Origin of the sequence: Stenotrophomonas sp. MH181796 (genome assembly GCF_009659995.1) — a bacterium.
Classification (GTDB): Bacteria; Pseudomonadota; Gammaproteobacteria; order Xanthomonadales; family Xanthomonadaceae; genus Stenotrophomonas; species Stenotrophomonas riyadhensis.
Genome location: NZ_RAHU01000003.1, coordinates 634,393 through 660,590, shown reverse-complemented (window position 1 = coordinate 660,590; position 26,198 = coordinate 634,393). Strand labels below are relative to the sequence as shown.

The following is a 26,198-nucleotide window of genomic DNA, read 5'->3' as shown; positions in this document are numbered from 1 at the left end:
TGCGCGCGCTTCAATCCACTACCCAGCAGGTGTGTGGCCAGGTAAGGATTGCCAATCCAGAGTTGGTTTTGCCCGACATCCCCCCAGATTGATGTGCGGCGATTAAGAACGGGTTGATGACCGAATGAAGATTGAAGTGATGGATATGGATGGCGCAATACAAGGGCGTGGCGGAAAGATGTATCCGCTACTCTTGCGTCGCACCGAAGATGGTGGCCCTGATTTTATCCTCGACGTAAATGAGGATGTTTTGATTGTTGTTCCGGATGTCAATTCAATTTCGGCTGGTAAAGGTATCGCGGTTATTTTGCTGTTCGCGATTATCTTGATAGTTGGCGTTGTTCTTGGTTTTTTGCCGATGCTCCTGGAGGATGCGTCGAAGTTGGTTTTCCCGTTGATTATGGTTTTCCTGGTTGCCGTTTTGGGTACTGCGGCGGCAGTATTTGTTTTCAGGGCGGTGCGTAATGGCGATCGCTTGGATCCGATCCTGTTCAATAGGCTGGACCAGACCGTTACCCATTACGGCGCATCTGGGGGCGTGGTCTACAATTGGAAATCGCTAAAGCCGTTTATTCGTATCATTCAGGTCGTGCATGCCGCGGGTGGCTCGGTTACGTACCAGTTGATACTGGCGGATATTGAGGATGGTACCGGTATCGTCCGCTCGGAATTTATTGCGGGCAAAGGTGATCTGATAGGCGCGGGTGCTCATAGGTTTGGATTCTTTCAGGTTTTCATGGAAGGCTCTCTTTCCGATCTTCCTAGGTTCCAGCTAGTTTCGTCGCGTATGGGCTGGCTTAAACGGATGGTGGTGAGTATCTGGACATTGGATGCGACTCGCAAGTGTTTGTTGGGTCGGCAGCCATGGACGCCCGTTATCACGTTGGTAAGTTTGCTTTGGACCGTTCTGTTGATGCCATTTCAGCTGTCAGAGCTGATCGCCGCTTGGATATCAAAGGGGCCATTCGGAGTTAAGGAGACGGGCCCTTGGCCGTCGCGATTTGATGCCTTGAAGGACGACTCAGTCCTGAAGTCGAAGGCGGATCGCTATGGTGACGTGACCCCAATTTCAAAGTGGATAATTGCTATTGCGCTTGCCTTGGGGGCCTTTGTCTGGATACTTCTCTTCGTCCTCTTGTACGTCGCTATACGGCGTTGAGTTGCTTGACGATAGGAGCCTGGATGATTATCTGCCCGGGCAGGCTCAGCACAATCATGGCGAGTAATTTGGACCGCTGCTGTCCGGTCGTGATCGCACCGCGTCGAGCTTTTTTTTTTTGGGGGGGGGGGGCATCGGTCGCCAAGGTGGCTGGATTTGGCCTGTTTTCAGGCCTCCCGGTTCTGAGAGCCAAGTTCGCGTTACGCGTGTGATTGTCCCCTTCTTGCGGGCTGCAGCGTCAGTGCCAGGGACTTAAGGGTGCCCTGAAAAATCGTTGCTGAGTGCTGGATTTCCAGCACCTGGATGGTCCGAAGCCATCAGGCACAGAGGATTGCCATCCTCTTTCGTGTTCGAAGTGCCCTTGAGGGCATCTGGGGAAGGAGTTAGCCCTATGCCGGCAGCAATTGCAGGCGCGCCATCCGCAGGTTGGGGGCCGTAAACAGGACACGCACTCTTCTTCGCCGTACAGCAACGCCAGGGTGAGTGGTCGGCGCGCACCTCCATTGCAACAGGTGAGTGTGCAGCGTCGTCTGCATTGAGTACGGCGGATGAACTACGCGTCCCGGGCTCGGGTAATGCGGCTCGATCTGAGCCAGCAGTGCCTTCCACGGCAACACCTGCTCCATCTCGGCCAGGAAGATCTCACGCAGGCTGACGTATTCAAACACATCGGGATGTTCTACGGGCCCAATCTGGCAGCACGGTTCCTCTGGCGGCCTGGTGCCTGTAGAGTTTGAATGGCGCTACGTGCAAATCGGCTCATGAGTGTCTGCGGAAGTCTGGCTGGTCCATAAGAAGAAGTAGTCCTGATGAATAGAAGCGCTCGCGATGCCCTGTTTGGTATGAACAGGCTCCCAGATAAAAGTGGGGCTTGGGGGAGGTTGCTTAGATTAGGGAAAGAGCCTCGAGAACTTGAGCCTGCGTCGGTCAATGCAATCCAGTCAATTAATGATTCGTTCCTATCGTTTGCTCATGATGTCCAAGTGTCGAGCAGGGGCTTTGCTTTTGTGCTCGGACTGGCAATAGGTTGTGCCGGGCTCAGTATGGTTCTTGCTGACGTGGTGATGGGTAACCTCCTGTCAAGTCCTAATTTCTGGCCTGACGCCGCAGCCGCATATGGAGTACTTGTCCTGATTTCAGGCGGGTTCATTGCGTGGGCAGTTGCATCCGTGGTGCGAACTATGGCGCCACCCGTAGTGTTGAGCAGGAAGCATCGACGCTTCTATTCATGGCTTGGACCCAAAGCTGGGTGGGTGGCGTTGAACTATGACGAAGTTCGGCCCGTCTGCATGGTTTCCAGAAGTTATAGCCTGGCAGGTGGGGCCACCGGCTATGTACTCGCAGTGGTGGAGCTTGGTAGCTCGGATAGACAGATCAAGATGTATGTGCCATTGGCTCAGCCGCACCGTGACATTCGTGCTCCAGAGATGATCTGGGAGTTCATTCGTGTGTACATGGATGGAGACCCCCGCAGCTTACCGGAGGTGGATCCTTTGCCGTCACCTGGCGACGCAAGGGCAGACTTGGCGCTAATGGACCGTCAGTTGTTCGGGGGTTTCATAGACAATCATCATCGAGTCAAGTCGGGAGCGTTTCCCCTCGCTTATATTGGAATTGTTGGGTCGTTCATGTACTGGTTTGAGAAGGCCGGACTCTGGATATCGCGTAATGCCCCCAAGCCTCAATGGCCAGAAGAAGTTCGAGCTGAGATTGCAGCTGGAGCCCCGAATGAGTCCTTCCGGGTCAGGCGGCTTACGGAAGCGGAACGGCTGGCATACTCGGGGCGGCTGAAAAACTTGAATCGGCGATGGGCGCTTCTTGGTTTTATCTCAACGATCATCGTATTCATGATGTTCGCCGTGCTCGGGGTGCCGCCTTGGTTCGCTAGTGCGGATTTCTAGGTGGGATCGATATATTGAGGTTCTATGCGTAAGGGATTTTATGGGTAACCAATAGCGAGCCGAGCAGCAGTGCTACTCAGGATTTGCCAGTTCGACGGTTTTGAATGCGGGGAGATGTTTGTTGCCATTGAATGGCAGTTCAAGCAGCTCCGGGCTTGGTTGAAGGGATAATATGGACTACACAGGCCTTGATTTTGGAAAGCTGAGGTTTCCAAAGAATAGACCCGTCACGACTGAGGAGCGGGTAAACCAGTTAAGCAAGTCTGAGCGCGCTTCGGGCTCGCCAAATGGGTATTTATCTGTTATATCGATCGGTGAAGATTGCTTGGAGCTTGTTGATCGATGGTATCCCGTCAAGGGATTCAATGCGTGGCTCGGAATGATGTTGGGTTTGATGATTATTCCAGGGTTTTTCTATTTTATTTTTGTATTTTTTAGTTCTGGTTATTCAATCGGGGACGTGGAGTCGTCGATAATATGGCTTTTTGTTCTGGTTGCTTTGCCTGTTTTTGCGTTCATTGTTTGCGGGGTTTCGTGGCTTATAAGAAGTGAATGCTTTCGTTGGACGCACTATCCGATGAGGCTGAATCGGCGCACTAGAAAGGTTCATTTATTCAGGCAGGACGGCACGGTGTTAACTGCAGACTGGGATAGCCTGCTTGTGTGCATTGCGTCAGCGCACTCGCCACCAATGGGAAAAACTAGTGATCTCAGAGCACACGTTCTTTCTGATGACGGAATGACGGTTCTGGAGAGTTTTACGCTGGGGTATGTGTTCCTTGGTGGCGAGGAGGATTTGCTTCATCTGTGGGAGCTTGTACGTAGATACATGGCGCATGAGGCGGGTGGTGAATTGATGGGGGAGGATCCCGTATTTGTGCCGGTACTTGGGCGCAAGGAAGGCTTTGAGTTTGGCGTTGCTAGAACGTTCGCGCCAATGATTCACTGGCCCTTGATGCAGCTGGTTGTCGCGCTACCCTTCGCATTCATTGCGCTGTCACGTTGGCTTGCGATGAGTACTAGTCGCATACCTGAATGGCCTGAGGAGGTCTTGCGAGAAAGTGATTCCTCGATGAGTTCTGTGGGGCAGCTCGACTGGAGGAATAACGCGCCTCTTGGATTTAAAGACAAGGGGTGGCCGATGATTTGTACTGCCTTGGGCGTACTCCTTGGTTGCTCTATTGTCGGGTATATCGGCGCTGCGCTTTGATGGCGCGGGGTTTGGGACTCATTTGGATGGAGTGCTGATGAGCCTCTCGTAACCCCTGGGGTCATTGTGGATGCCTCTCCCTACTTAGAAATTGGCGAGAAATTGAAGGCCATAAGTATGGGGCGTCGTCCCGGGTATCCGAGCGAGGCAATGACGGTATTAGGCCGAATGCGCTCGAAGCCTGAGCGCTTGAGCTGTTCCGAGGGCCTGATGTGAGATCGGCTGCGCCGGCGCATGTGGGCGCGGTCTAGGTCGTTGGCGTGGCAGGTTGTACGCCACGAAGGCATGTCGGCCCGCTATGGGTCTTGCGCGTACGTATGCAAGTCCGCTGATCGCGTTGGTAGGCCATGGTGCTTCGCGTAAGAAAGGCGTCCCTTCCGCGTCTATACAACTTTCTCATAGCCTTGCTGGGCCCATGCTCAAGTGAGTTGCCCTGCAGACTACCCATCTGATCGTTGATGCCTCTCTGCGTATGGAAGATCGTGCGTGCAGGGGGGGGGGGGCATCGAGGGCGTTCACTCAAGCAGAATGGCGTGAAGCGCTTGATGGTCGGAAGCAGAGGCTATTCTCAGGCTAGCTGGTTCCGGTGGGGGGGCGGGGGATACGCGAGTAAAGCAGCATCTGTGGGTCAGCCAGAGTGAAGAGCTACTGCGCGCGCTTCAATCTACGGCTCAACAGGGGCAATCGATGGCAAGTGCGCGGGCGGCGCCGTTACTGATAGCGGATAGGTCCAGGGTAGTTGCCGATGCGCCTATGGTGGCACGCGCGGGCGCAGGTATCATCCAGGCAAAGGAAGTTGCTAGAGCACGGCTGAAGATCGCCCGGCGAAGAGGATTGACGTGTATACAGGTTGGCTGACGAAATTCAGGACAAACAGGCCGATTGATGCGATTGAGCGACTGGAGAGGCTGCCGCGGGAGCGAGATGAACGTTGCTCTGAGCGGCACTGTGTAATCAGTCTTAATTCCACTTACATGGATGTAATCGATCGCCGCTATCGTCTGAGAGGCATGGTTGGTACAACGGTTGCAACGTTGGTATGCAGTGCGATGGCGCTGTTTGGTCTTTGGATGCTTTCTTTCTGGGTGCCAAACGCTCGACCGGATGGCATCTATGATTGGCGGGTCGCCGCTGTGTTTCTTTTGATCTTTGTTGGTCAGTGGCCCTTGGTTTGTTGGCTCACCTTTGGGCGAGATTTTTTTTCCTACAAGTACTATCCAATCAGGTTTAATCGACGCACGCGGATGGTGCATGCCTTCGTTGGAGGTGGAGACGGAGGCGTAGTCAGCGTCCCCTGGGAAGAGGCGTACTTTCACTTGGGTCACGGGGATCGTGAGAAGTACTTGCGTGATATTCGAGTGCACGTAATGGACGGTGATGTAGTGCGCCGCACTTTCGCCGTTGGTCACTACTTTGATGATGAGAAGAAGGTGAGGGAGATATGGGAGTTCATTCGGCGTTATATGGATGAGGGGCCGGAGCATTTGATTGACCCTGTGGCACCGCGGCGGCTGAACCTCTCCGTGGCAGATTCCTGGAAGAATTGCTATTTGACCGTGGTTATAAGCCTTGGTGAGTCCCTGCTTCAGTTGAGATGGCTGCTTATGCCTTTCCTCATTCCTCTGATAGCGTGCCGCTGGCTTGTACTCAAGAGTAGCAAGGCACCCACCTGGCCGGCGTATGTCAGGAAGGAATCAATGATTGACGCAGATGACCCGAACCTTTGGCGAGAGCCTGACTATGTCGGCCAGTTCCATGAAGGTGAACGCTTCTGAACGAAATGCGGCGGCGTCTTCTTGCGACGATGGGGAGGTGGCTCTCGTCGGCTGGCGTTTGCGACGCCTCTATCGGCCGGATACACAACCATCTTCCTTCCCGACCAAGTCGCGAGCTCCCATTGCGCCTCGGTTGGGAGCGTACGCTTTCGGCCTGGTCCCCTTCCTGCCCACTCGCAGAAGTCCATCGCGTCCTGCCATTTCACTCCGGCGGCAGCCTTGAGGTCGGCACGCTACAAATCAGCGTCGATTTTCGACGTGCGCATCCCACGATCGGCCAGCAGCCTCTGTGAAGGCATCAAAATCCGCAATCGACACTTTGTGGGCCATGCTCGAGAAGCCCTCCAGCGTGATTTTCGGGGGGGACGTCATCATTCATGCTTGGGCAGCCCTCGCGATGACGCCACGAAGCCACCCAGTAACTCAATCCCGTGTCATGCTCACTGGGGACGCTGAAAGGAGTTTCGATGTTCACCGGATGGATGCGGGAGTTTCCCCTGGGGCGTGGGCTTTCTCCACATGAGGACGCCTCGCGTTTCGATGCCCATAGCCCCCAATCCGTGACGCCTGCCGAGCGCGCCTGCCTGGTCCGCTTCAACTCGACCTACATCGATCTGATCGATCGTCGTTTCCGGCTGCGCGGCATGGTATCGACCACCGTGGTCCTGCTTGGCACGCTGGGGCTGTTCCTGCTTGGCTTCTTTCTTCTCTTCACTCTGGTCATCCCCAACCTTGAGGGAGATGGCTGGGACTGGGTGATGTATGTGATGGTGGCTGCGTGCGTGATCGGCGCCCCAGCACTGTTCTGGCATATCACCCTTCGATACGAGTTCTTCACCTACGTCTGGTACCCGACGAGATTCAATCGGCGTAACCGCACGGTCTACTTCTTCACCGGCGGGAAGGAGGGAGCCGTATCCGTCCGTTGGGATGAGGCCGTGTTCTACATCGGGCGAGGAACCAGCGAGGAGTTCCTGCGTGATCTGCGTTGCAGCATCATTGAGGATCACGTCGTCAAGCGGACCTTCGCTGTCGGCCACTACTTCGATGACGAGCAGAAGATACGGGCGATCTGGGAGTTCCTTCGTCGCTACATGGAGGACGGTCCTGCGGAAGTGGTCGACACTATCGACGGTAGGCAGATGAACCTGTCCGTGGTGCCTTCATTGCGCAACTGCTATCTGTTTGTGGTGGCCAGCCTCGGGCCAGCCATGCTGAGTGCCCGATTCATCCTGATGCCGCTGCTGTTGCCCCTGGTGTTCTGCCGGTGGCTGGTCCTGCGATCCTGTCGCATGCCTGTTTGGCCGCAGTGGGTAGAGGAGGCGTGTGCGGTTGATGCGGATGATCCACTTGGACTGGTCGAGACGGACGTCATGGCACAGGAGCAGGCCGTTGCATCATCTACTTGATCGAGCGCTCGTCAGGATGATTGTCGATCAACGCAGAGCGGGGCAGCGGGTGCCGTCCAGCTGCGACTTCGCTTTCATGCGCAGGGAGGATGGGCGATGAGCCAGTTCGCCGGCTGGCTTACCCAGCGGTATCGCAATAATCGTCCCCTTGCCGAGTACGAAAGGGCTGCCGATGTGCGTCATTTCGACTCATCCACGTTTGTCCCGATTGATAAGGGAATCATCGCCATTGATGATGATTGCATCGAGTATGTTGATCGTCATTTCTTGTATCGAGGTTGGGCGCTGATGGGGGCGAGCGTCTTCATCATGCTGGGGCTGTTGTTCGTCATTGCGATCCTGCACGCAACTTCATCGCTGGTTGATCGGACTGGGCCGCTCGAATCGAATGAGGTGTATGCAATCGCAGGCTTGATCGCCCTCGTTCTTGCATTCTTGGCGTTCATTCTATGGAAGATGCTCTTCCGGGATATCCTGCGTTATAGGTACTACCCCATCCGCTTTGATCGCGCTACGCGTCAGGTGCACGTCTTCACGGGGGGGCGTAACAAGGTGGTGTCGGCGCCCTGGTCGGATGTCCGCTTCATCATCGGCAGGGACAAGCCTGCGGGACCCGGCGAGGACTACACCTACGATCTCAGGGGCCTGGTGACGCGCGGCGATCAGGTGGTCCACACCTTTGCAGTCGGGTCGGATTGCGGCTCCAACCCCGCCGTCGTGCTTGCGCACTGGGAAATGATCCGGCGCTTCATGGAAGAGGGGCGTTCCGCGCTCCCGTTCCCGCCGTTGCAGCTCTACACCTCGGTAGCACCGAGCTTCCGCAATGCATTCATCATTCATGTGTCTTCGGCCGGCTCAGGGCTGATGTGGATCGCGCTGCCGCTCACCTTGCCCTGGGCACTGTTCCGCTTCCTGGCGATGAAGCTGTGCCGTGAGCCGGTCTGGCCCGCGTCCATCGTCAGGCGCACGGCGGCTTCTTCGGGTACGCCGCCACTCCGCGCCCCAGGCGTGTACGGGCGGGTTGATCATGCGGAAGGGCGCGCGGAAAAAATGGAGCACTTCTGGAAGGAATCGATAGCTGCAGCGAAGGCCCGCAACGATGAGGTGCGGCAGCAGCTGCTGCGGGCAACCGACGGTACCTGATCAAGCAGGTGGTGGGTAAAGCTGCACGGCCGCAGCGTGTGCGGACCAGGAAGCGCCTACGGGGAAAACCGAGTCGAGCACGGCTCGACTCTACTGAACCAACTACATCGCCGGGCAGGCCGGGTCCTTGCCGCTCACGGCGGCGCAGATCCGCCGGCGGCAATCCACGCCCTTCAGCGAGGTCGGGCTGGGGCAGCTGCGCAGCTGGGCCTGGATGTTCGACTCGGTCGACGCGGACTTCTTGCTGGCCACGCGCTCGAAGGCGGCACGCTCGTCCTCGGTGCGCTTGCGCTGGTCGGCCTCGATCTGCGCGATCAGGTCATCCATGCTCTGCGGCTGGGTACTGGCCTTCGCCTTGCCCTTGGCCTTGTCTTCTTCCTTGATGATGCCGAGCAGGGTGCCGAGCAGGTTTTCATCGCCCTTGCCCTGGGTGCCGGCCCGCGGCGCCTCGCGCGTGCTGCGTGACGCTGCTGCAGGGCTGCGTGCGCTGGTGCCTGTTGTTGCCGTGGCGGGGGCGGCGACTGCCGCGGCTGCATCAGCAGGTGCGGGCGCCATGCTCTCTGCAGGTGCAGGTAGCGCGGGCTCACCCACTGCAGGCGGCGCATCCACGATCATGGCCGCACCGTCGCGTGATGACGTGGCGGGGATATCCGGGTGCCCCGTTGCGTGAGCCGGATCCGGGGCCAGCGAATACTCGCTGGGCTCGGGGTAATCGGCGCTGCCGGAGAGGCCCCACGCAGCAAGCCCGGCAATTGCGACGACGGCGGCGCCGATGCCCAGCCATAGCCCGAGGCGACGGGTGCCACCAGACGATACGCGCGCAGCACGAGGCGACGCGGTTGCCTGCCGGCCCTCCATGTCTGCCAGAATACGGCCCGCATTGGGGGCCTGGCCTTTGGTCTGCGCTCCCCCTGAGAGCAGACTTGGCCGGTTGATTCCGCCATTATTCAAGTGCTTCCAGCCCTTGGTTTGAGTCGGCATCTGCCGAAGCGAATTTTCGCATTCTTAGTGAAAGCGGTTGGGGCGTCAACCAGATCGCGTGTCAGGGAGGACCAGTGTTGCCAATCGTGGTTGCAGCCATTGCCGTCGTGCTGCTTGTGGCACTGGTGTGCTGGGTGTTGTTGTTCCCTGAGACGGTGGAGTCGCTGCGTCAGGCGTTGGCGCGCCGGTTCGGCGGATTCCGGCGCAGGGCCGGGCGGGTCGGGGACAAGGTCGGTCACGGCGTCACGCGGGTGCGCAGTGGGGTTCGTGAAGAGGCCGGTGCGGCGCATAGCGCGATCCGGCGTCATTGGCCGATTCTGGCAATTGCCACGGCCGCTCTGGTGATTCCTCCAATTGTGATACTGGTCACGCGCCAGACGGTGGTGCTGGAAGATTTTCGCGGCGATGATCTGGCGGAATCCAGTTCGATGGTGGCCCAGCTGCTGCGTGGCGAGCGTCTGACCCCGCCGCCGCCGCCGCCGCCGGAGGTGTTCACGACCGCCGAGGTGCGTCGTTTGCGGCCTGAAATTGTCACGGCGGACCGCAAGTGGAACCAGATCGATGCGGATCTGCAGCAGCGCGTGCTGGCCATCTACGAGGTGATGCGGCGCCAGTATGGCTACGAGATGGTGCTGATCGAGGGCTATCGCAGCCCTGAGCGCCAGGCCGAGTTGATGGCGGGAGGCAAGGCGACACGGGCCGGTGCGTGGCAGAGCTGCCATCAGTATGGCCTGGGCGTGGACAGCGCCCCGATCCGTGACGGCAAGCTGCAGTGGGACATGAATGATGAGTGGACCAAGCGCGGCTACTTCCTGTACGGCGAACTGGCTGAACAGGCAGGGCTGGACTGGGGCGGCAACTGGCGCAGCATCAAGGACTATGTTCACGTGGAAATGACATCCCGCTGCCGCGCGGCGCGTGCGGCCAAGCGTGAAGAGCTGTCACGCCAAGGGTGATAACCACACGGCGGTGCTGGTATGGTTATGGCGATGATCTGGGTCGCCGGGGCACAGGGGGCGATGGAGCGCCAGGTCACACAGGATCAAGGAGCATGATGGATGGCACGACCATTTATTGTCGTTGGTGACAAGCTCAGCCACGGTGGCAGCGTGGTGGCAGGCACTGGCGAGACCGACATCAATGGCAAGCCGGTGGCGCGCGTGGGTGACCGTGCCGTGTGCGCGATGCATGGCACGACCACGATCGTCAGTGGTGACGCAACCGTCATGATCGACGGCCAACCGGTGGCGCGCGACGGTGACCGTACCGGATGCGGGGCGACATTGGTGGCTTCGCAGGCCGCTACCGGCCTGCGCTGATCGGCGCGGTCGACGGGAGCAGCGCATGGAGCAGGGCAACTGATGGCAGGATGGCTGGGCAAGGCAGCGTCGGTGGTGATGGTGTTCATCGCTACCTGGGGCGCGACGATTCTCTATTGGCGCAACAGCGGCACGGTACCGACCGGCATGCAGATGCTGGCCTACCTGGGCCTGCTGCCTGTTGGGCTGAGCAGCGCAGGCTTCATGCTGCGCGGCGCTGTGCGCCGTGGCGCAGAATCGGCGCTGGACAAGGCCACGTCTGATGACGCCAAGGCGGGAGCTGCAAAGCAGGAGGCGACCGATCCGCAGTCCGCTGCGCCGCCTTCGGTCGCGCTGCTTGCCGGCACCCTTCGGTTGGGCGTGGATCTGGATGCGCCGGCGCTGCTGGCGACGGCTGCGGCGCCACCGCGCCCTTCGCTGGATGGGCGCTTCCGTGACAACTACAACCTGCCGGTGCGGATGAGCGCGGCCCAGGATCTGGACGAGTTCGAGGTCGTGCAGGCGCGCCAGGATGGCATCGACACGGCGGCGCATGAACGCCGCGCACTGGCGTTGCTGCGACCGGTGCTGGAAGAACTGCTGGAAACCGTGTTCACGGCGCTGCCGGAGATCGTGGCCTCTGAGGAAGTGGTGGTGGCTGGGCTGCGTCGTCGCGACGAACAGCGCGTGGAGAACGTACTCAGCATCGAGCTTCTGGTGCCCGGCAGCTGGTCCGATCCGCTGCGCCACTGGGCACAGGACTGGCTGCTGGAGCAGGCGCGCCTGGCGGGCCTGGATGCGCGCCGCTTCGATGTGCGCGTCACCACGCTGGATGGCGCCCGCGAAGTCTGGCCGCATCTGCAGCGGGTGATCGATGCGCTGTCGACGGGGCAGCCGCGCTGGCACCTGGTGCTGGCGGCCACCTCCTTCATCGATTCCGCGCTCGTCGCGGCCTGGCAGGCCTCGGGCGTGCTGGCGACCGCGCAGAATCCCGATGGCCGGGTGCCGGGCGAAGGCGCCGCCGGCGTGCTGCTGTCCAGCCGGGCGCTGGCGCACGACGGGGCCGGCCGCGTGTGGCGCCCGCAACTGGTGCGTGCCGAACAGATCGAAGCGCAGCGCCCGGCCGAGCAGCGCCGGCAGCTGGCGGCGTTGGCCACGCACTGGCATGCCTCCCTCGGCCAGGCGCCGGCGCAGGCGCAGTTCGTGCTGCACGATGCCGATCACCGCGGCGACCTGATGGTCGATGCCGCTGCCATCGCCGCGACGCTGGCGCCCGACCTCGATTTCAGTCCGCAGAGCCTGGCGCTGGCGATCAGTGCCGGCGAGCTGGGGCCGGTGCTGCCGATCGCCCAGCTGGCGCTGGCCCATGCACAACTCCAACGCCAGGCCGAACCGGTGTTGCTGCTCGGCGTTGCCGACAACCAGCAGCGCCTGTTCGGCCTGGTCGACCCTCTTCCTTCCCCGACGCTGCCGGCCGATGCGCCGTCGGCCTCCTGACCCCTGGATCCCTGCATGAGTTTGAGCAATTTCAGCTACTACCTGCGCGACTACCGTCTGTGGATGGTGATCGGCCTGGTCGGTGCCGCTGCGCTGGCCCACTACGGTGAAGCCGAAGCGCGGCAGATAGGCATCTGGGTGGCCGTCGTGCTGGCAGGCCTGCTGCTGCTGGCGCTGCTGGTCTGGGGCATCAAGCGGATCCTCGCGCGGCGTGCGGCCAAGCGGGTGGAGGCGATGGTCAAGGACGAGGCGGACAAGGCGGTGGCCTCGTCGCAGCCGGCGCAGCGTGCCGATACCGAGGCGCTGCGCACCCGCATGATGGACGCGGTCAAGCAGATCAAGTCCTCGCGGATGGGCGTGCTGAAGGGCAACGCCGCGCTGTACGAGCTGCCGTGGTATGTGATCATCGGCAATCCCGCGGCCGGCAAGAGCACGGCCATCCTCAACTCCGGGCTGCAGTTCCCGTTCGAGGACAACCGCGGCAACGTGGTGCAGGGCATCGGCGGCACCCGCAACTGTGACTGGTACTTCACCACCAATGGCATCGTGCTCGATACCGCCGGCCGTTACTCGGTCAGCGTCGAGGACCGCATGGAGTGGCTGACCTTCCTCGGCCTGCTGAAGAAGAACCGCCCACGCGCGCCGATCAACGGCGTGATCATCGCCGCCAGCCTGGCCGAGCTTTCCGGCAGCAAGCCGGAATTCGCGATCGAGCTGGCCAAGAACCTGCGCCAGCGCGTGCAGGAAATCACCGAGCGGCTGGAAGTGTTCGCGCCGGTCTACGTGCTGTTCACCAAGGCTGACCTGATCGCTGGCTTCAGCGAATTCTTCCGCAACCTGGACCCGGGCGAGCGCGAGCACGTGTGGGGCGCGACGCTGCCGTTCGACGTACAGCAGCAGGGCGATGCACTGGCCGCCTTCGACAGCCACTTCGATGAGCTGGCCGAAGGCATCAAGGAAATGAGCCTGACCCACATGGCGATGCAGCGTGGCCGCGAGGTGTCGCCGGGCCTGCTGTCGTTGCCGCTGGAGTTCGTCGGCATCAAGCCGGCGCTGCGTACGTTCATCGCCACGCTGTTCGAAGACAATCCGTACCAGTTCAAGCCGGTGTTCCGCGGCTTCTACTTCTCCAGCGCGCTGCAGGAAGGGCGCTCGGTGCACCATGCTTCCGAGCGTGTCGGCCGCCAGTTCAATCTGGAACGCGGCTCCAATGTCGATGAAGCGCCGACCGGCCACACCGCGTTCTTCCTCAAGGATCTGTTCCGCAAGGTGATCTTTGCTGACAAGGAGCTGGTGCGGCAGTATTCCAGCCCCCATCAGAACCGCCTGCGCTATGGCGTGTTCCTCGGCGCGGTAGGTGTGCTGGCGTTGGCGCTGGGCCTGTGGACCTGGTCGTATACGACCAATGCGCAGCTGGTGGCCAATGCGACAAAGGATCTGGACCAGGCCGTGCGGGTGCAGAAGGACCGCATGGACCTGAAGTCGCGCATCGACGCGCTCCTGCTGCTGCAGGACCGCATGGAGCAGCTGGACCGTTACGGCAAGGAGGGCGGCATCACCACCCACCTCGGCCTGTACCAGGGCACGGCCATCCGGGAGAAGCTGCTGCGTGAGTACAACCATGGCATGCAGCAGGTGATGCTGGCCCCCACCGTATCGAACCTGGAGAACTACCTGGGCCAGGTGGTAGCCGAGCGCGACAAGCTGGGGCAGGGCAACAGTACCGCCGCCGAGAGCGAAGTGCTGTACCAGAATGCCTCGCCGACCAGCACCAACGATGCCTACAACGCGCTCAAGACCTACTTGATGCTGGGTAATCCCAAGTACGTGGAAGGCGCGCACCTGTCGCAGCAGCTGACCCTGTTCTGGCGTACCTGGCTGGAGGCCAACCGCGGCCAGATGAGCCGTGAGGAAATGGTCCGCGCGGCCGAGAAGCTGATGACGTTCTACGTGGCGCAGGCCGGCAAGCCGAGCTGGCCGCAGGTGCAGAACAAGGTCACCCTGGTCTCCGATACGCGCCAGGCGCTGGGGCAGGTGATGAAGGGCCAGCCGGCGATGGAGCGCGTGTATGCACAGATCAAGGCGCGGGCCGGCGCACGTTTCGGTACCACCACGGTCGACAGCCTGGTGGGTGTCGAGCGCAATGGCCGCCTGATCAACGGCAGCTACGCCATTTCCGGCGCCTTCTCGCGCAAGGCGTGGGAGGAGTATGTGCAGGATGCGATCAAGGAGGCGGCCAATACCCAGCTGAGCACCACCGACTGGGTACTGGGCACCACCGAGCAGAGCGACCTGTCACTGGCTGGCAGCCCGGAGCATGTCTCGCGCGAGCTGGTGAACATGTACAAGAACGACTACGCCCGCGAGTGGACCAAGTTCCTGCGGGGCCTGAGCGTGGCGGAGTTCAGCACCTTCGACGAGGCTGTCGGCCGCATCAACAAGCTGGGCGACGCCAGCAACTCGCCGTTGCGCATGCTGCTGGAGCGCATCAACGAGGAGACGGTGTGGGACAACCCGCAGGCGCTGGCACGCTCCAGCAAGGCGCGCAAGGGCTTCGTGGCCTGGTTCCAGCGCACCATCCTGCGCAAGGACCCGGCGGCGACGGCGGCGGCGCAGCCGGTCGGCCCGATCGGCAAGGCCTTTGAAGGCATCGCACGGCTGACCAGCGAGCGCGGTGACCAGCCTGCCGTCATCACCGCGTACTTCGAGACGCTGGCCAAGCTGCGTGCCCGCCTGAACGCGATCAAGAGCCAGGGCGAAATCGGCGTCGGCACCCGCAAGCTCATGCAGGACACCTTCAGCAACGAGGGTTCGGAGCTGAGCGTGGGCCTGGCACTGGTGGACGAGCAGGTGCTGACCGGGCTGGACGAGAAGCAGCGCGAGGCACTGCGTCCGCTGCTGCTGCGACCGCTGACCCAGACCTTCAGCACGCTGATCGCGCCGACCGAGGATGAGGTCAACAAGACCTGGAAGGCGCAGGTCTACGATCCGTTCAAGGCGCGCATCGGCCAGCAGTACCCGTTCAACCTCAACTCCGATGTCGATGCGGCACCCAGTGACATTGCCGGTATCTTCGGCGCCAGCGGCAGCATCGCCGCCTTCAACAAGGAGGCACTGGGGACGCTGGTGATCCAGCGCGGTCCGCTGCTGGAGACCCGGCGCTGGGCCGGGCAGGGCGTGAACCTGTCGGCCGAGCTGGTGGCCAACTATGGCAACTGGGTGAGTGGTTCGGCGGCTGGTGCGGCGCAGGACACCACGATCTTCGAGATCCTGCCGGCCCCGGCAGCCGGTGCGCTGGAGTACACCATCGAGATTGATGGCCAGGTGCTGCGCTACCGCAATACGCCGCCGCAGTGGACCACCATGCAGTACCCGAACGTCGGCCAGGTGCCGGGCGTGAAGATCACGGCGGTGACCGGCGATGGCAGGACGGTGGAAGTGTTCAGTGCGCCGGGCTCGAACGGCGTCAACCGCCTGATGTCGGCCGGCCAGGTCGAGCGCCTGGATGATTCCAGCCGCATCACCTGGACGGGCAATGGCGTGTCGGTTCCGGTCGAGATGCGCATCGTGCGCCGTGCCGGTGAAGCTGCGCAGGGTGGCGGTGATTGGCAGCGCGGCTTGCAGTTGCCCGAACGGGTGGCTGGTGGCGAACCCGCCGCACCGGCGGTGCCCACTGCCGCGCCGGCCGCGCCGGCGACACCGGCCCCGGCCGCTGGAGGTGCCCGATGAGCCGCGTGGTCAGCGCCGGTGTGTCGTACTTCGGCAAGGTGCCATCGCGTGGCGATTTCGTGCGTGCGGCCGACAACCATCAGTTGCTGGGCTGGCTGGATCGCTGGGCCGGCGAAAGCCTGGAGTTGCTGAGCCAGAGCCCGGACTGGAAGCAGCGCTACGACGAAGCACCGGAGATCCACTACGCCTTCCTCGGCTCGCGCAGCAAGATGGTGTTGTGCGGTCACTTCCTGGCCAGCCGCGATGCGTCCGAGCGACGCTTCCCGCTGCTGTCGGCGCTGCGCCTGGATGCACCGGAGCCGCTGCCGTTCATCGGCCGCAGCCCGCTGGCGATGTCCAACGCGTGGTCGGGCCTGGCCCGTCTCGCCCGCCAGGCCTACCAGGACAGTGATGCCGCACAGGCACTGGCGCAGCTGGCCGACGCGCGTTTCAGCATCAGCACCGATCCCGGTGACTACAACGGCAGCTTCCAGGATTTCCTGGAGAACACCACGGTCGCCGACCTCGAGCAGCGCCTGCGCGATTCCGGCCATGGTGACGTGGCGCTGCGCCAGGTGCTGCCGGCCCTGGGCCTGCTGCTGCAGCCGGTGCTCAGCGGCGGTGACGTCAACATCGACAAGGCACTGGTGTTCCCGCTGGTCCGCGATCCCGCCTATCGCCCGCTGGTGGCGGCGTTCTGGCTCGACCTGCTGTCCAGCTTCGTCGCCCGCGGTGATTTCGAACTGGCCGTGCTGATCCGCAATGATGCCGCGCCGAGCATGATCGTCGGCTTCAACGGCGCCGACCGCCAGGTGCTGCGCGCGGTGCTGGATCCGGCCGAGGCCGGCGACTTCCTGATCCGCATCCAGCACTCGGAATGGGTGGACGACTACCTGCGCGGCGACTACAACCTCAACCGCTTCGGCAGCTTCCTCGACCGTGACGACCTGGCCCTGGCCACCGCACGCAAGCTGTTCGGCGAGACTTTCCTGGGAACCTGACGATGCGCCTGTGCAATTCTCTTTCTCTCGTGCTGCCGCTGCTGCTGGCCGTCGCGCCACTGTCGGCGCAGAACGCGCCGGCTGCAGCCCAGGCGACCACGGAGCGCCCGGTGGTGATCGAAGGCGTGGTGCCTGACCAGGCAACCAAGGCCAAGCTGCTCAACAACCTGCGCGCGGTCTATGGGGCCGATCGCGTTGTCGACCGCGTCCAGGTCGAGACCATCGCCACGCCGCCGAACTGGGGCGATTACGTATCCGGCATGATCAACCCTGGCCTGAAGCGGGTGTCGCCCGGCAAGCTGGAAGTGAACGGCCAGGCCGTGAAGATCAGCGGTGAGGTCGGCAACGAGGCCCTGCGCCAGCAGGTCGCCAGTGACCTGAGCCTGGCCAGCAACACCAGCTACACGGTCACCAACGCGCTGAAGGTGGGATCGCAGCAGAACGTGCTGGACCAGACCCTGGCCAACCGCATCATCGAGTTCCAGAGTGGCAGCGCCCGCCTCACGCCGTTCGGCATGAGCATCCTCGACGAGATGGTGGCCAAGATGGCGCAGATGCCCGACAGCCGCTTCCTGATCATTGGCCACACCGACAACGTCGGCCAGCGCGAGTCCAACCTGACCCTGAGCCACGCGCGTGCGCTGGCGGTGAAGAACTACATGATGTCCAAGGGCATCCCGGGTAGCCATATGGACGTGCTGGGCAAGGGGCCTGATGAGCCGGTGGCGGACAACACCAGCAACGATGGCCGCGCGCGCAACCGTCGCATCGAATTCAAGATCCAGTAACCGCGCGGAGAGCGGGCCAGGCCCGCTCTCCGCTCGATGGCCCGGAAGCGCTCAGTCTTCCGGGTTCACGTCCAGCATCTCTTCCATCTGCTCCAGCGTGCCATGGTCCTTGATGACCCGCTTGAGCCACACGTGCAGCGGCATTTCGCCCCAGCGCGCGGCTTTCTCGGCCAGATAGGCCACGGGGCTGTGCGGTTCGGTACGACGGAAGAACTCGGCCACCTGGCGCAACTGCTGCAGGGCTTCCTTGCGTGAACCGGGAGCACCGGCCGGCCCACGCGGGGCGGCGCTGACCGGCGCCGGGTCGAATGCCGGGGCATCCGCGGCAAAGTCGGTGCCGCTGAACGTGTCCTCTGCCGGCCCGGTCTCGCCATCGAGCAGCACGCCCGCCTCACGCGCGAAGCGCAGTACGGTGCGCTGTAGATGCTCAAGCTGCTCGCGGACCGCGCTGAAGCTGGGGCCATCCAGGCCGAGCCGGTTGTCGACCGCGGCCTGCAGCTCGGCCAGTGCCTGGCTGCAGTCCGGCAGGTCATCGGCCAGCTGGCGATAGAAGCCGTGCTGGGTATCGCGGCGGGCGGCATTGAGGATGTCCAGTCCGGGGCGGCCGTCATCGTCCTCGCTGCTGTTGGCGCGGGCATGGGCGTGCTCGAAATCGGCCAGGCTGAAGCGGCCCTGGGGGGCGACGATGATCGGCACCGCCCGCAGCCACTGCAGCGAATTGGTCAGCAGCCAGCTGAGGTTGCCGATACGTTCCTCGAAGTCGCCGTCCGGTGCCTGTGGATGCACCTCTTCCCAGAACCGGTCGCAGAGGCCGGCGGTGACCCGGTAGCCCGCGGCCAGGCCCTGGAACCCCTCCAGCTGGGTGGCGGCCTCGCTGAGCCAGCCAGCCAGCCGCAGATCCTTGGTCCGGGTCTGCAGCAGATCGTTGGCATCGCGCAGCACGCTGCTCCAGTCGGCGTACTTGATGTCGGTCTGCCACGCGCCCTGGTCCAGGGTCGGGTCGTCGGCACGACGGTTTTCGATGATCCGATCGAACTCGGCCGAGAACGACAGGTCTTCACCGGTCGGGGCGTGTTCGGAAATCGGGGCCAGCAGGGCTTCCTGATCCAGCATGGCAGGTCTCGTTGGGGACTGCGGTCGATTCTAGCGGTTGAATGTGAACGCGGTTACGGGATGAGGGAAAGTCACGGGGGCTGAATACGGCATTCCGTCAGTTATGTGACGGAGAACGCAGTTCATTGCCCGATCTTGCGCCGTGATTTTGACGAACACCACGATCTGGTAGATTTATTGGCTGGAAACCGACGCCGCGCACCCGAGAGTCGTGCGGCTTTCACTCTGGAAATGGCATGGATCAGCTGAACAACCTGATGGCGCAGGTCGCCGGTCTTGGCGACGCCCAGCGTCTGTATCGCCTGCAGTCCGACGCATTCACGGCATGCACCGTGGAGCGTTGGCGTGGACGTGACGCGTTGGGCGAACACGCGTGGACCGAAGTAGACGTGCTTTCCACCGATGCGGATGCTGCCCTGGAGGCACTGCCTGCAACGCGTGCCACATTGACCCTGCAACTGGCTGACGGTGGGCAATCGCAGCGCAGCGGACTGGTGGCCGATGCCGCCCGGGTTGGAGGCGATGGTGGACTGGTCCGCTACCGTCTGCATCTGGTGTCATGGACCTGGTGGCTGCAGCACGCGCGCCACAGCCGTGTGTTCCAGGAGCAGGCCGTTCGCGCGATCGTTGACGCGGTTCTTGCCGGGCATGGGGACATCGCGCGCTGGCGCTGGGCCGAGGGGGTCGATGACTTCCTGGGCGAACGCGTGCGCAGCTACTGCGTGCAGTACCGCGAGAGCGATCTGGATTTCCTGCAGCGCCTGCTGGCCGAAGAGGGGCTGGGCTGGCGGCTGTACGCCGATGAAGAGGCTCCCTGCGGCAATGGCATGGAGATCTTCGCCGACAGCGTGGCGTTGCCGGAGGATGCGACCAGCGCCGGGTCCGGCGTGCGTTTCCATCGCAGTGATGCCACCGAAGCCAGTGACAGCGTGCAGGCCATCGGCATGTGCCGGAGCCTGGCCAGCACCACGGTCAGCCTGCAGAGTGATGATTACCGACAGGTACGTGCCTTGGCCGGCCAGTCGCCGATGGACGGCGGTGGCAGCCAGTCGGCGCGCGAGGATTTCGATGCCGTGGGTGCCTACGCGTTCAGCGATGGTGCCGCCGCTTCGCGCCAGGCGCGGCTGCTGGCCCAGGCACGCGAAGCACACAGCCGACGCTGGCGCGGACAGGGCACCGTGCGTGGCCTGCGATCGGGGGCCTGGCTGCGGCTGCAGCAGGCGCCGGGCGCGACACCGCCGGAGCTGCTGCTGGTTGCCGTGGACCATGCCGGCATCAACAACCTGCCGACCGACCTGCGGCGCAGCCTTGATGATGCGTTCGGTGTCGCGCCGGCCGAGAGCGACGACGCGGCGCTGTGGCAGCAGGCCGATGCGGTGGGCTACAGCAACCGGTTCGAGGCGGTTGAACGCAGCACGCCGTGGCGGCCACTGCTGCTGGATGGCACCGGTGCCCGGCTGAATCCGCGCCCGACCGTGCCGGGCTACCAGACGGCCGTGGTAGTGGCCGGGCAGGGCGGCACCAGCAAGGATCTGCATGCGGACAGCCAGGGCCGTGTGCGCGTGCGCTTCCATTTCCAGCAGGGACAGGGCGGGGGCGCTCACGACAGTGCCTGGTTGCGCGTGGCACAGCGCTACGCCGGCCCTGGCGTTGGCAGCCAGTTCCTGCCGCGGATCGGCCAGGAAGTGCTGGTCGGCTTCCTGGATGGCGATATCGATCGGCCGCTGGTGCTGGGAACGCTGTACAACGGGCGTGGCGAGGCCGGTGTGGTGCCGACGCCCGCTGGTGCCAGTGGCCAGGGCGACGTGTCGGCCTATGGCCAGGCCGGCGATGCACGCCACAGCGCGCAGGCCAACCTCAGTGGTGGCCAGGCACCGGCGTGGCATGCGGCCGGCGCGGGCGACCAGGCGCATCGCCAGGGCGGTGCGCTGTGGGGTATCCGCTCGCGCGAATGGGATGGCGGTGAAGGCAGCAACCATCTGTTGTTCGACGATTCCAACCAGCAGCTGCGTGCGCAGCTGGCCAGCAGCCAGCAGGTATCGCAGCTGACGCTGGGTCATCTTCGGCACCAGGCTGACAACTTTGTCGGCAGCGTGCGTGGCACCGGTTTCGAACTGCGCAGCGATGCCTGGGGTGCGGTACGCGCGACGGCGGGCGTGTGGCTCACCGCCTATGGCCATCGATCGTCCGCGCCCGCGGGCGAGGCGGTGCAGCCCTCCGCGCTGCTGGCCCAGCTGCAGACGCTGGGCGAGCGATTCACCCAGGCCGCGCGCAAGCACGTGACCAGCCCGCTGGCGATGCAGGAGGGGGCGAGAGGGGCGATGCGGTCGCGCATTGTGCAGAAGCAGGCCCCCTTGCCGGCGATGACGGCAGCTGTCCGAACGGTGGTTGCCGGGACGCAGTACACGTCGGGAGTCGCGGAAGCCCCTAAGCACAGTGCCGAGCCCGGTGAAGGACGGACTCCCCATAGCGGCGCTCCTCTGCTTGGGATGACGGCACCCGACGGGGTAGTGCACGTCGCCGGTCAGGGCATGATGTGGAGCAGCGGCGAAGCACTGCTTCTGGCCAGCGGCGGGCATTCCGATACCACGGTCATGGGGCAGGCCCGCCTGCATGCAAGCCAGTCGTTGGGCCTGTTGGCAACCACCGTCGAGGAAGGCGGGGCAGCTGCAGCGATGTCCGTTGTGAGTGGCACTGGGGCGCTTGAAGTCCAGGCACAGGCAGATTCCATTCGCATCCAGGCGCGCTCGGGCCTGCGCGGTGCGAGTGGCCAGGCCCACATCGAGCTCGCTGCGGGCAAAACGCTGCATATCGCTACGTCAGGAGGCGCCAGCATCACCGTGGCCGATGGTGGAATCGTGGTCAATGCGCCCGGTTCGATCGCTGTCCACGCGCAGCGCAAATCCTTCCTCGGTCCCAGCAACTACAAGAGCGAGTTGCCGACGTGGGTGCTGGGCAACATGAAGCAGAAACGGATCATCGGTTTCTCAGGATGAAGAACATGAAGAAGACGATATTCCTGCTGCCACTGGTGGCGGCGTTGTCGTGGGAGTGCGCTGCAGCAGCGCCACTGGACGCGCATGCAAGCGGCGCCCGCCCGGGAGACGCCTCCATCGATCTTCCGCAGCCGACCTGCGCCAAGCAGCCCCTGGCGACATACCTGTTCGCCCTCGTCGGCAAGGGGCTGTCGGCCCCCGATGGCTGCGGGCGCAGCAATGCAGTGGTGACCCAGGCATTCGATACCCTTCTGGCAGAGGTGCCCGCCAAGCAAGCACCGTCGCTGAAGGCGCGACTGCTGACCGGGCCCAGTGCGGCAGGCAAGCCGTTGTCGATCGAAGGGCGTACCTGGTGGCTGTACTCCGCCTGCCAGGCACATGCCTGCGGCTCAACACAGCTGGCAGCACTCTACGATCCTGCAGACAGGCACATGGTCGGCCGCTTGATCCTGAACTGTGAGGTGCGCTGGTTGGGCAATCCATCAGACGCGCAGCGCGCGGTGCTCGATGCACGCAAGCCCGTGAATCTCGAGATGGTCAGGCGGCTGGGTGACTGCGGGGGCGAGCCATGAGTGCTAAAAACCTGAAGGCGTTCCTGGATGCTGTCGGCTTCGAGGAATCGAGCGGAGACATCGGCATCATCAATACCTATAACTACATCGGCAAGTACCAGTTCGGTGAGCAGGCGCTGATGCAGCTTGGGTATTACAAGACGACGGCCGAGATCAAGAAAAAGCAGGAGTGGAAGGGCCACTGGACGGGTAAGAACGGTGCTACGAGCCGCGAGGTGTTCCTTGCGGACGAAGCAATGCAGGACAAGGCGGGCGAGGAGTGGATGCGCGAACTCTGCCGGCAGGGGCGCTATTTCGGCACGACCAAGTTCATCGGTCAGACCATGAAGGGCTTCGTGGTGACCGAGTCCGGCATCATTGCCGCCGCCCACCTGAAGGGCTACGGCCCGGGCAAGCCGGACAAGAAGACCGGGCAATGGGTGCGCCCTGCCGTGCTTGCGTTCCTGCGTACCGGCGGGGCGGAGGACGGTACCGACGCCTACGGGTCGAGTGTTTCGAAGTACATGAAGAAGTTCGGGGGCTACGAGCTGGGCTGCTGCGCGCCGGTAGAGGCGCAGACAACCTGGATGTATCCCTTCCCGGGGCAGGGCAAGAGCGATGCCTTTGATGGCGCGATGTACCTCGGCCTTCCTGCCCAGGAAGAAGGCGCCTTGGCGCGTGTCGACGATGGCTTCTTCCCGGTGGGGGCCAGCGGCCTGTGGCATGGGGGCGTCCATTTCGATGCAGGCAGTGGCACCGTGCTGGACCAGACCCAGGGCGTGCGCTGCATCAAGGACGGCGAGGTGGTGGCCTACCGGATCGACGAACGCTATCCGGAAATCACCTTCCCGCAGGTGCAGCGCAAGGCACTGTATTCGAAGGGCTTCGTGCTGGTGCGGCATACGCTGAAGCTGCCGGCCGATGCACAGGCGAAATTCGAGGCGGCCGACAAGGCGGCGAAGGAAGCACAGGACAAGAAGGTTGCGACGGCGGCGGGCAGCGCTCCTGCGGCGCCGCAGACGGCGGCCGCTCCGGCTGCTGCCGCCACCGCTCCGTCCAAGGCGGTCGCGCCGGCACCCGCCACGAAAACTGCGAAGGACTCGAAGGATTCGAAGGATTCGAAGCCAGCCGCCGCGCCGGAGCCGGGAACCGAGCTTTCCTTCTACAGCCTCTACATGCACCTGATGGACTTCACGGGCTATCAGGAGGATCGCAAGCGCGCACGCCCCGGGTTCTGGACCGAGGGCAACGAGTTCGTGGTGGGCGAGAAAGCGAAGGACGCGCAGGAGGTGCCACCGCCGCCTGCGGCGGCGCAGGCATCGATCGATGAGGATGACCACATCGGCTGCGATTGCGGTGGAACTTCGGGTGAATCCGATGATGTCGCCGACGCTCTGGAGCAGTTGGGCTGGGGGCCTGGACAGGTGAAGGAATGGGACAACGTCGTGCAGGAGGCACACGCAGATGAGTGAGGCTGCACCCGCGCCGATCATCGGTTTGAACATCCGCAGCGAGGCCAGCGGCCGCTCGGCCCGGTTGGGCCTGTTGCCGCGCGGTGCCCGGATCACCGTGAAGAACCGCAAGGACAAATGGGCACAGATTGACCGGATCCTCGAAGGCGAGATCGCACCGGTTCGCCCGGGCGAGGCCGTTGACCCAGCCGCGAAGCAGGGCTGGATATTCATGCCCGAGCTTGATCCCGGTCCGAAGCAACCGGTCCAGCTGGACAAGGTGGTCATTCCCGAAAAGCCGATCGCGATCGGTGCAGGCGCACTGCTGGGCCATGTCGGCGAGTACCAGCAGTACGTGGATGCCCAGCCGTTGCCCAAGCGTGGCATACGCCCATTGATGCACCTGGAGGTTTTCGCCGGTAGCGAGCTTCCCGTATTCCTGGCCAAGTCGCGTCGCTATGCGTCGCTGCTGCCGCCGGGAACAGGAAGCCTGTTCGTGATCGAGAAGGGCGCGCGCCTGAAGAAGGCGGCCGATCCGGACGGCGTGATGGAGCCGGAGCCTGGCTTGATCCAGCTCAAGGACTCGGGCCTGGGCGCGTGGACGCTTGTCCAGCGTTCGGAGTTGAAGGTGTTCGATCGCAAGGCGCTGGGTGCCTATTCTGCGAGCAGCAAAAGTTATGCAAACGCAAAGGATGGACAGTTCACCGGTGTATTCGTAGGCCCTGCCGATACCCAGCGTACCCAGTCGGAGAAGGAAGCGCGAAAGCACAACTACCAGCGGCGCGAGATGCGGATGCCATTGGGAGAGCCGTTCTGGATCCTGCGCAAGGATCTGCAGCAGTGCTCGGCGTGTGGGATGAAGTGGTGGAAGAAGCACCCGTTGCGTGCCGATGGTCCCGACGGTGAGGCCGTGGGCCTGGTGCGGGTGATGTCCCGCGCAGAGCTGGAGCGGCTGCCTGCGCCGAAACGTGCGCTGGACAGTGATGGCAAGGCCTGGTGGGAAGTGGCTGCCTGCGGCGAGAAGCCGGGTAGTTTTGTGCTGGGCTGGGCATGCGAGGCGGGGCACGCCAAGGTGGGCTGGCAGTCGCCTTGGGCGTGGCCGGGATTCGAGACGGTGGAGGAGGGGGGCATCCAGCCGGTCGACATGATGGCGGCGACGCTGGTGAAGCTGGGGATGATGCAGCCCCATGAGGTGACCGACCATCGCATGCGTGCGGACAAGGTTGAGCGCAGCGCGTTGATCCAGAAGCTGCACGCCTTGCTGGACACCGACGGCAATGGGCATATCAGCAAGCCTGAACTGCAGGCAGCCAGCAAGCAGCCCCTGCTCGCGCAGGCGTTGAGCCGGATGATTGTCCGCTACGAAAGCGAGTGGGGCGGGGAAGACGCCAAGTGGAACGAGCTGGATCCGCTGATGCTCGACGGCGCTGTGGAATGGAGCGCGGAGAAGCTGCGCATCAAGAACCTGCGCTGGTGGAAGGATGTGGCGCCCAATGTGAAGGGTTTCCCGGGCGCGCCGGAGGTCTTCCACCTGCACCCGGTCGGGTTGCTGAACAACTTCTACTCCGCGGTCGCCACGGCCAATGCCAACGCGGCACCCAGCAAGGACGACAGCTACAACGGCGAGCGTGAGAAGAGCGGTGCGCAATGGTACAAGCGGTTCAAGCAGAGCAAGAACGTTGCGGATCTGAAGGAGCCCTTCCAGTCGAACATCACCCGCTTCCTCGCGGCGCTGGATGAGGCCGGTGTGACCGTGAACATCAATACGACGCTGCGCCCGCCCCAGCGCTCGTACCTGATGTACTACGCACGGGAAATCGTCAATGGCACGGATCCAGCCACGGTGCCAGCGTTCGAGCCGCAGAATGGCGATGCGGCCGTGAACATCGATTGGCAGCACCTGGATGCCAATGGCAAGCCGGATCTCAAGGCCGCCAAGCAGGGAGCCAAGGCCATGGATAGCGCCTACGGTGCTGCAGGCGCCATCGGCAAGCCCTACCGATCAAACCACAATGGCGGTGAAGCAATCGACATGCGGTTGAGTCCTGCCTGGGGCATCGGCAAGACGGTGAAGAAGGCCGATGGCACCAGTGTGACGATCGGCAGCAAGCGTGACATCATCGACGTGGGTGCCAGTTACGATGTCCTGCATTGGAACTACGACGGCAAGCCGAAAAAGGTCGATGATCCCCATTGGTCCAAGACAGGCAACTGAAG

The 26,198-nt window shown here is 62.8% G+C and carries 18 protein-coding genes and 1 pseudogene; 16 read left to right on the top strand and 3 right to left on the bottom strand.

Annotated features, from left to right (window positions below; genetic code table 11):
• Nucleotides 1–124 precede the first annotated feature (124 nt).
• Entirely contained in the window at nucleotides 125–1,159 is a 1,035-nt protein-coding gene (locus tag D5301_RS10360) for a hypothetical protein (protein WP_153855597.1), read from the top strand.
• A 503-nt stretch (nucleotides 1,160–1,662) separates the two neighbouring features.
• Here the strand turns inward: D5301_RS10360 and D5301_RS24235 are convergent.
• Nucleotides 1,663–1,827, bottom strand: a pseudogene (locus D5301_RS24235) (IS5/IS1182 family transposase); the annotation flags it as partial.
• A 141-nt stretch (nucleotides 1,828–1,968) separates the two neighbouring features.
• Between D5301_RS24235 and D5301_RS10350 the strand changes: the two are divergent.
• The 5 genes from D5301_RS10350 (at nucleotide 1,969) to D5301_RS10325 (ending at nucleotide 8,597) form a co-directional block, all read left to right on the top strand.
• Nucleotides 1,969–3,060, top strand: a complete 1,092-nt coding sequence (locus D5301_RS10350; protein WP_153855595.1) for a DUF6708 domain-containing protein — start codon at nucleotides 1,969–1,971, stop codon at nucleotides 3,058–3,060.
• A 172-nt stretch (nucleotides 3,061–3,232) separates the two neighbouring features.
• On the top strand, nucleotides 3,233–4,270 hold the full coding sequence (locus tag D5301_RS10345; protein WP_153855594.1) for a DUF6708 domain-containing protein: 1,038 nt from the start codon (nucleotides 3,233–3,235) through the stop codon (nucleotides 4,268–4,270).
• A gap of 974 nt (nucleotides 4,271–5,244) precedes the next feature.
• Nucleotides 5,245–6,045 (top strand): DUF6708 domain-containing protein, encoded by an 801-nt coding sequence (locus D5301_RS10340; protein ID WP_153855593.1) that lies wholly within the window; start codon nucleotides 5,245–5,247, stop codon nucleotides 6,043–6,045.
• 467 nt (nucleotides 6,046–6,512) lie between these two features.
• A complete protein-coding gene (locus D5301_RS10330) occupies nucleotides 6,513–7,454 on the top strand; it encodes a DUF6708 domain-containing protein (RefSeq protein WP_153855591.1) in 942 nt (313 codons plus the stop codon).
• A gap of 96 nt (nucleotides 7,455–7,550) precedes the next feature.
• Nucleotides 7,551–8,597 (top strand): DUF6708 domain-containing protein, encoded by a 1,047-nt coding sequence (locus D5301_RS10325; protein WP_153855590.1) that lies wholly within the window; start codon nucleotides 7,551–7,553, stop codon nucleotides 8,595–8,597.
• A 102-nt stretch (nucleotides 8,598–8,699) separates the two neighbouring features.
• On the opposite strand, the gene D5301_RS10320 is transcribed toward D5301_RS10325, so the two are convergent.
• Nucleotides 8,700–9,152 carry a hypothetical protein gene (locus D5301_RS10320; RefSeq protein ID WP_153855589.1) on the bottom strand — a complete coding sequence of 151 codons (453 nt, stop codon included), beginning with the start codon at nucleotides 9,150–9,152 and terminating at the stop codon, nucleotides 8,700–8,702.
• Nucleotides 9,153–9,652: 500 nt separating this feature from the next.
• Between D5301_RS10320 and D5301_RS10315 the strand changes: the two genes are divergently transcribed.
• The 6 genes from D5301_RS10315 (at nucleotide 9,653) to D5301_RS10290 (ending at nucleotide 17,870) form a co-directional block, all read left to right on the top strand.
• A complete protein-coding gene (locus D5301_RS10315) occupies nucleotides 9,653–10,534 on the top strand; it encodes a M15 family metallopeptidase (RefSeq protein ID WP_248857913.1) in 882 nt (293 codons plus the stop codon).
• A gap of 102 nt (nucleotides 10,535–10,636) precedes the next feature.
• Nucleotides 10,637–10,897 carry a PAAR domain-containing protein gene (locus tag D5301_RS10310; protein ID WP_110712641.1) on the top strand — a complete coding sequence of 87 codons (261 nt, stop codon included), beginning with the start codon at nucleotides 10,637–10,639 and terminating at the stop codon, nucleotides 10,895–10,897.
• A gap of 42 nt (nucleotides 10,898–10,939) precedes the next feature.
• Complete coding sequence (locus tag D5301_RS10305) at nucleotides 10,940–12,373, top strand: hypothetical protein (protein ID WP_153855588.1); 1,434 nt, start codon at nucleotides 10,940–10,942, stop codon at nucleotides 12,371–12,373.
• Nucleotides 12,374–12,388: 15 nt separating this feature from the next.
• Nucleotides 12,389–16,102, top strand: coding sequence for a type VI secretion system membrane subunit TssM (gene tssM / locus D5301_RS10300; RefSeq protein WP_153855587.1), 3,714 nt, complete (start codon nucleotides 12,389–12,391; stop codon nucleotides 16,100–16,102).
• Nucleotides 16,099–17,082, top strand: a complete 984-nt coding sequence (gene tagF / locus D5301_RS10295) for a type VI secretion system-associated protein TagF (protein ID WP_110712638.1) — start codon at nucleotides 16,099–16,101, stop codon at nucleotides 17,080–17,082. The genes tssM and tagF overlap by 4 nt, the downstream gene beginning before the upstream one ends.
• A 2-nt stretch (nucleotides 17,083–17,084) precedes the next feature.
• The gene (locus D5301_RS10290) at nucleotides 17,085–17,870 is read left to right on the top strand and encodes an OmpA family protein (protein ID WP_110712637.1); all 786 of its coding nucleotides are present in this window, start codon (nucleotides 17,085–17,087) and stop codon (nucleotides 17,868–17,870) included.
• A 51-nt stretch (nucleotides 17,871–17,921) separates the two neighbouring features.
• Here D5301_RS10290 and tssA read toward each other — a convergent pair whose 3' ends face one another.
• Nucleotides 17,922–18,983, bottom strand: a complete 1,062-nt coding sequence (gene tssA / locus D5301_RS10285; RefSeq protein WP_110712636.1) for a type VI secretion system protein TssA — start codon at nucleotides 18,981–18,983, stop codon at nucleotides 17,922–17,924.
• A 236-nt stretch (nucleotides 18,984–19,219) separates the two neighbouring features.
• On the opposite strand from tssA, the gene D5301_RS10280 reads away from it, so the two are divergent.
• The 4 genes from D5301_RS10280 to D5301_RS10265 are packed head-to-tail and all read left to right on the top strand — an operon-like array spanning nucleotide 19,220 to nucleotide 26,196.
• Nucleotides 19,220–21,979: a type VI secretion system Vgr family protein gene (locus D5301_RS10280; RefSeq protein ID WP_228756375.1), complete on the top strand. Its 2,760-nt coding sequence runs from the start codon at nucleotides 19,220–19,222 to the stop codon at nucleotides 21,977–21,979.
• 5 nt (nucleotides 21,980–21,984) lie between these two features.
• Complete coding sequence (locus tag D5301_RS10275; RefSeq protein WP_162622058.1) at nucleotides 21,985–22,551, top strand: Ivy family c-type lysozyme inhibitor; 567 nt, start codon at nucleotides 21,985–21,987, stop codon at nucleotides 22,549–22,551.
• Nucleotides 22,548–24,002 carry a hypothetical protein gene (locus tag D5301_RS10270; RefSeq protein WP_153855585.1) on the top strand — a complete coding sequence of 485 codons (1,455 nt, stop codon included), beginning with the start codon at nucleotides 22,548–22,550 and terminating at the stop codon, nucleotides 24,000–24,002. The genes D5301_RS10275 and D5301_RS10270 overlap by 4 nt, the downstream gene beginning before the upstream one ends.
• The gene (locus D5301_RS10265; RefSeq protein WP_153855584.1) at nucleotides 23,995–26,196 is read left to right on the top strand and encodes an SH3 domain-containing protein; all 2,202 of its coding nucleotides are present in this window, start codon (nucleotides 23,995–23,997) and stop codon (nucleotides 26,194–26,196) included. The genes D5301_RS10270 and D5301_RS10265 overlap by 8 nt, the downstream gene beginning before the upstream one ends.
• Nucleotides 26,197–26,198: the final 2 nt, after the last annotated feature.

Bases quoted from the DNA above. Each gene is read 5' to 3' on its own strand.
- D5301_RS10360 (WP_153855597.1), top strand. From the start codon at position 125: ATGAAGATTGAAGTGATGGATATGGATGGCGCAATACAAGGGCGTGGC.
- D5301_RS10350 (WP_153855595.1), top strand. From the start codon at position 1,969: ATGAATAGAAGCGCTCGCGATGCCCTGTTTGGTATGAACAGGCTCCCA.
- D5301_RS10345 (WP_153855594.1), top strand. From the start codon at position 3,233: ATGGACTACACAGGCCTTGATTTTGGAAAGCTGAGGTTTCCAAAGAAT.
- D5301_RS10340 (WP_153855593.1), top strand. From the start codon at position 5,245: ATGGATGTAATCGATCGCCGCTATCGTCTGAGAGGCATGGTTGGTACA.
- D5301_RS10330 (WP_153855591.1), top strand. From the start codon at position 6,513: ATGTTCACCGGATGGATGCGGGAGTTTCCCCTGGGGCGTGGGCTTTCT.
- D5301_RS10325 (WP_153855590.1), top strand. From the start codon at position 7,551: ATGAGCCAGTTCGCCGGCTGGCTTACCCAGCGGTATCGCAATAATCGT.
- D5301_RS10320 (WP_153855589.1), bottom strand. From the start codon at position 9,152: ATGGCGCCCGCACCTGCTGATGCAGCCGCGGCAGTCGCCGCCCCCGCC.
- D5301_RS10310 (WP_110712641.1), top strand. From the start codon at position 10,637: ATGGCACGACCATTTATTGTCGTTGGTGACAAGCTCAGCCACGGTGGC.
- D5301_RS10305 (WP_153855588.1), top strand. From the start codon at position 10,940: ATGGCAGGATGGCTGGGCAAGGCAGCGTCGGTGGTGATGGTGTTCATC.
- tssM (WP_153855587.1), top strand. From the start codon at position 12,389: ATGAGTTTGAGCAATTTCAGCTACTACCTGCGCGACTACCGTCTGTGG.
- tagF (WP_110712638.1), top strand. From the start codon at position 16,099: ATGAGCCGCGTGGTCAGCGCCGGTGTGTCGTACTTCGGCAAGGTGCCA.
- D5301_RS10290 (WP_110712637.1), top strand. From the start codon at position 17,085: ATGCGCCTGTGCAATTCTCTTTCTCTCGTGCTGCCGCTGCTGCTGGCC.
- tssA (WP_110712636.1), bottom strand. From the start codon at position 18,983: ATGCTGGATCAGGAAGCCCTGCTGGCCCCGATTTCCGAACACGCCCCG.
- D5301_RS10280 (WP_228756375.1), top strand. From the start codon at position 19,220: ATGGATCAGCTGAACAACCTGATGGCGCAGGTCGCCGGTCTTGGCGAC.
- D5301_RS10275 (WP_162622058.1), top strand. From the start codon at position 21,985: ATGAAGAAGACGATATTCCTGCTGCCACTGGTGGCGGCGTTGTCGTGG.
- D5301_RS10270 (WP_153855585.1), top strand. From the start codon at position 22,548: ATGAGTGCTAAAAACCTGAAGGCGTTCCTGGATGCTGTCGGCTTCGAG.
- D5301_RS10265 (WP_153855584.1), top strand. From the start codon at position 23,995: ATGAGTGAGGCTGCACCCGCGCCGATCATCGGTTTGAACATCCGCAGC.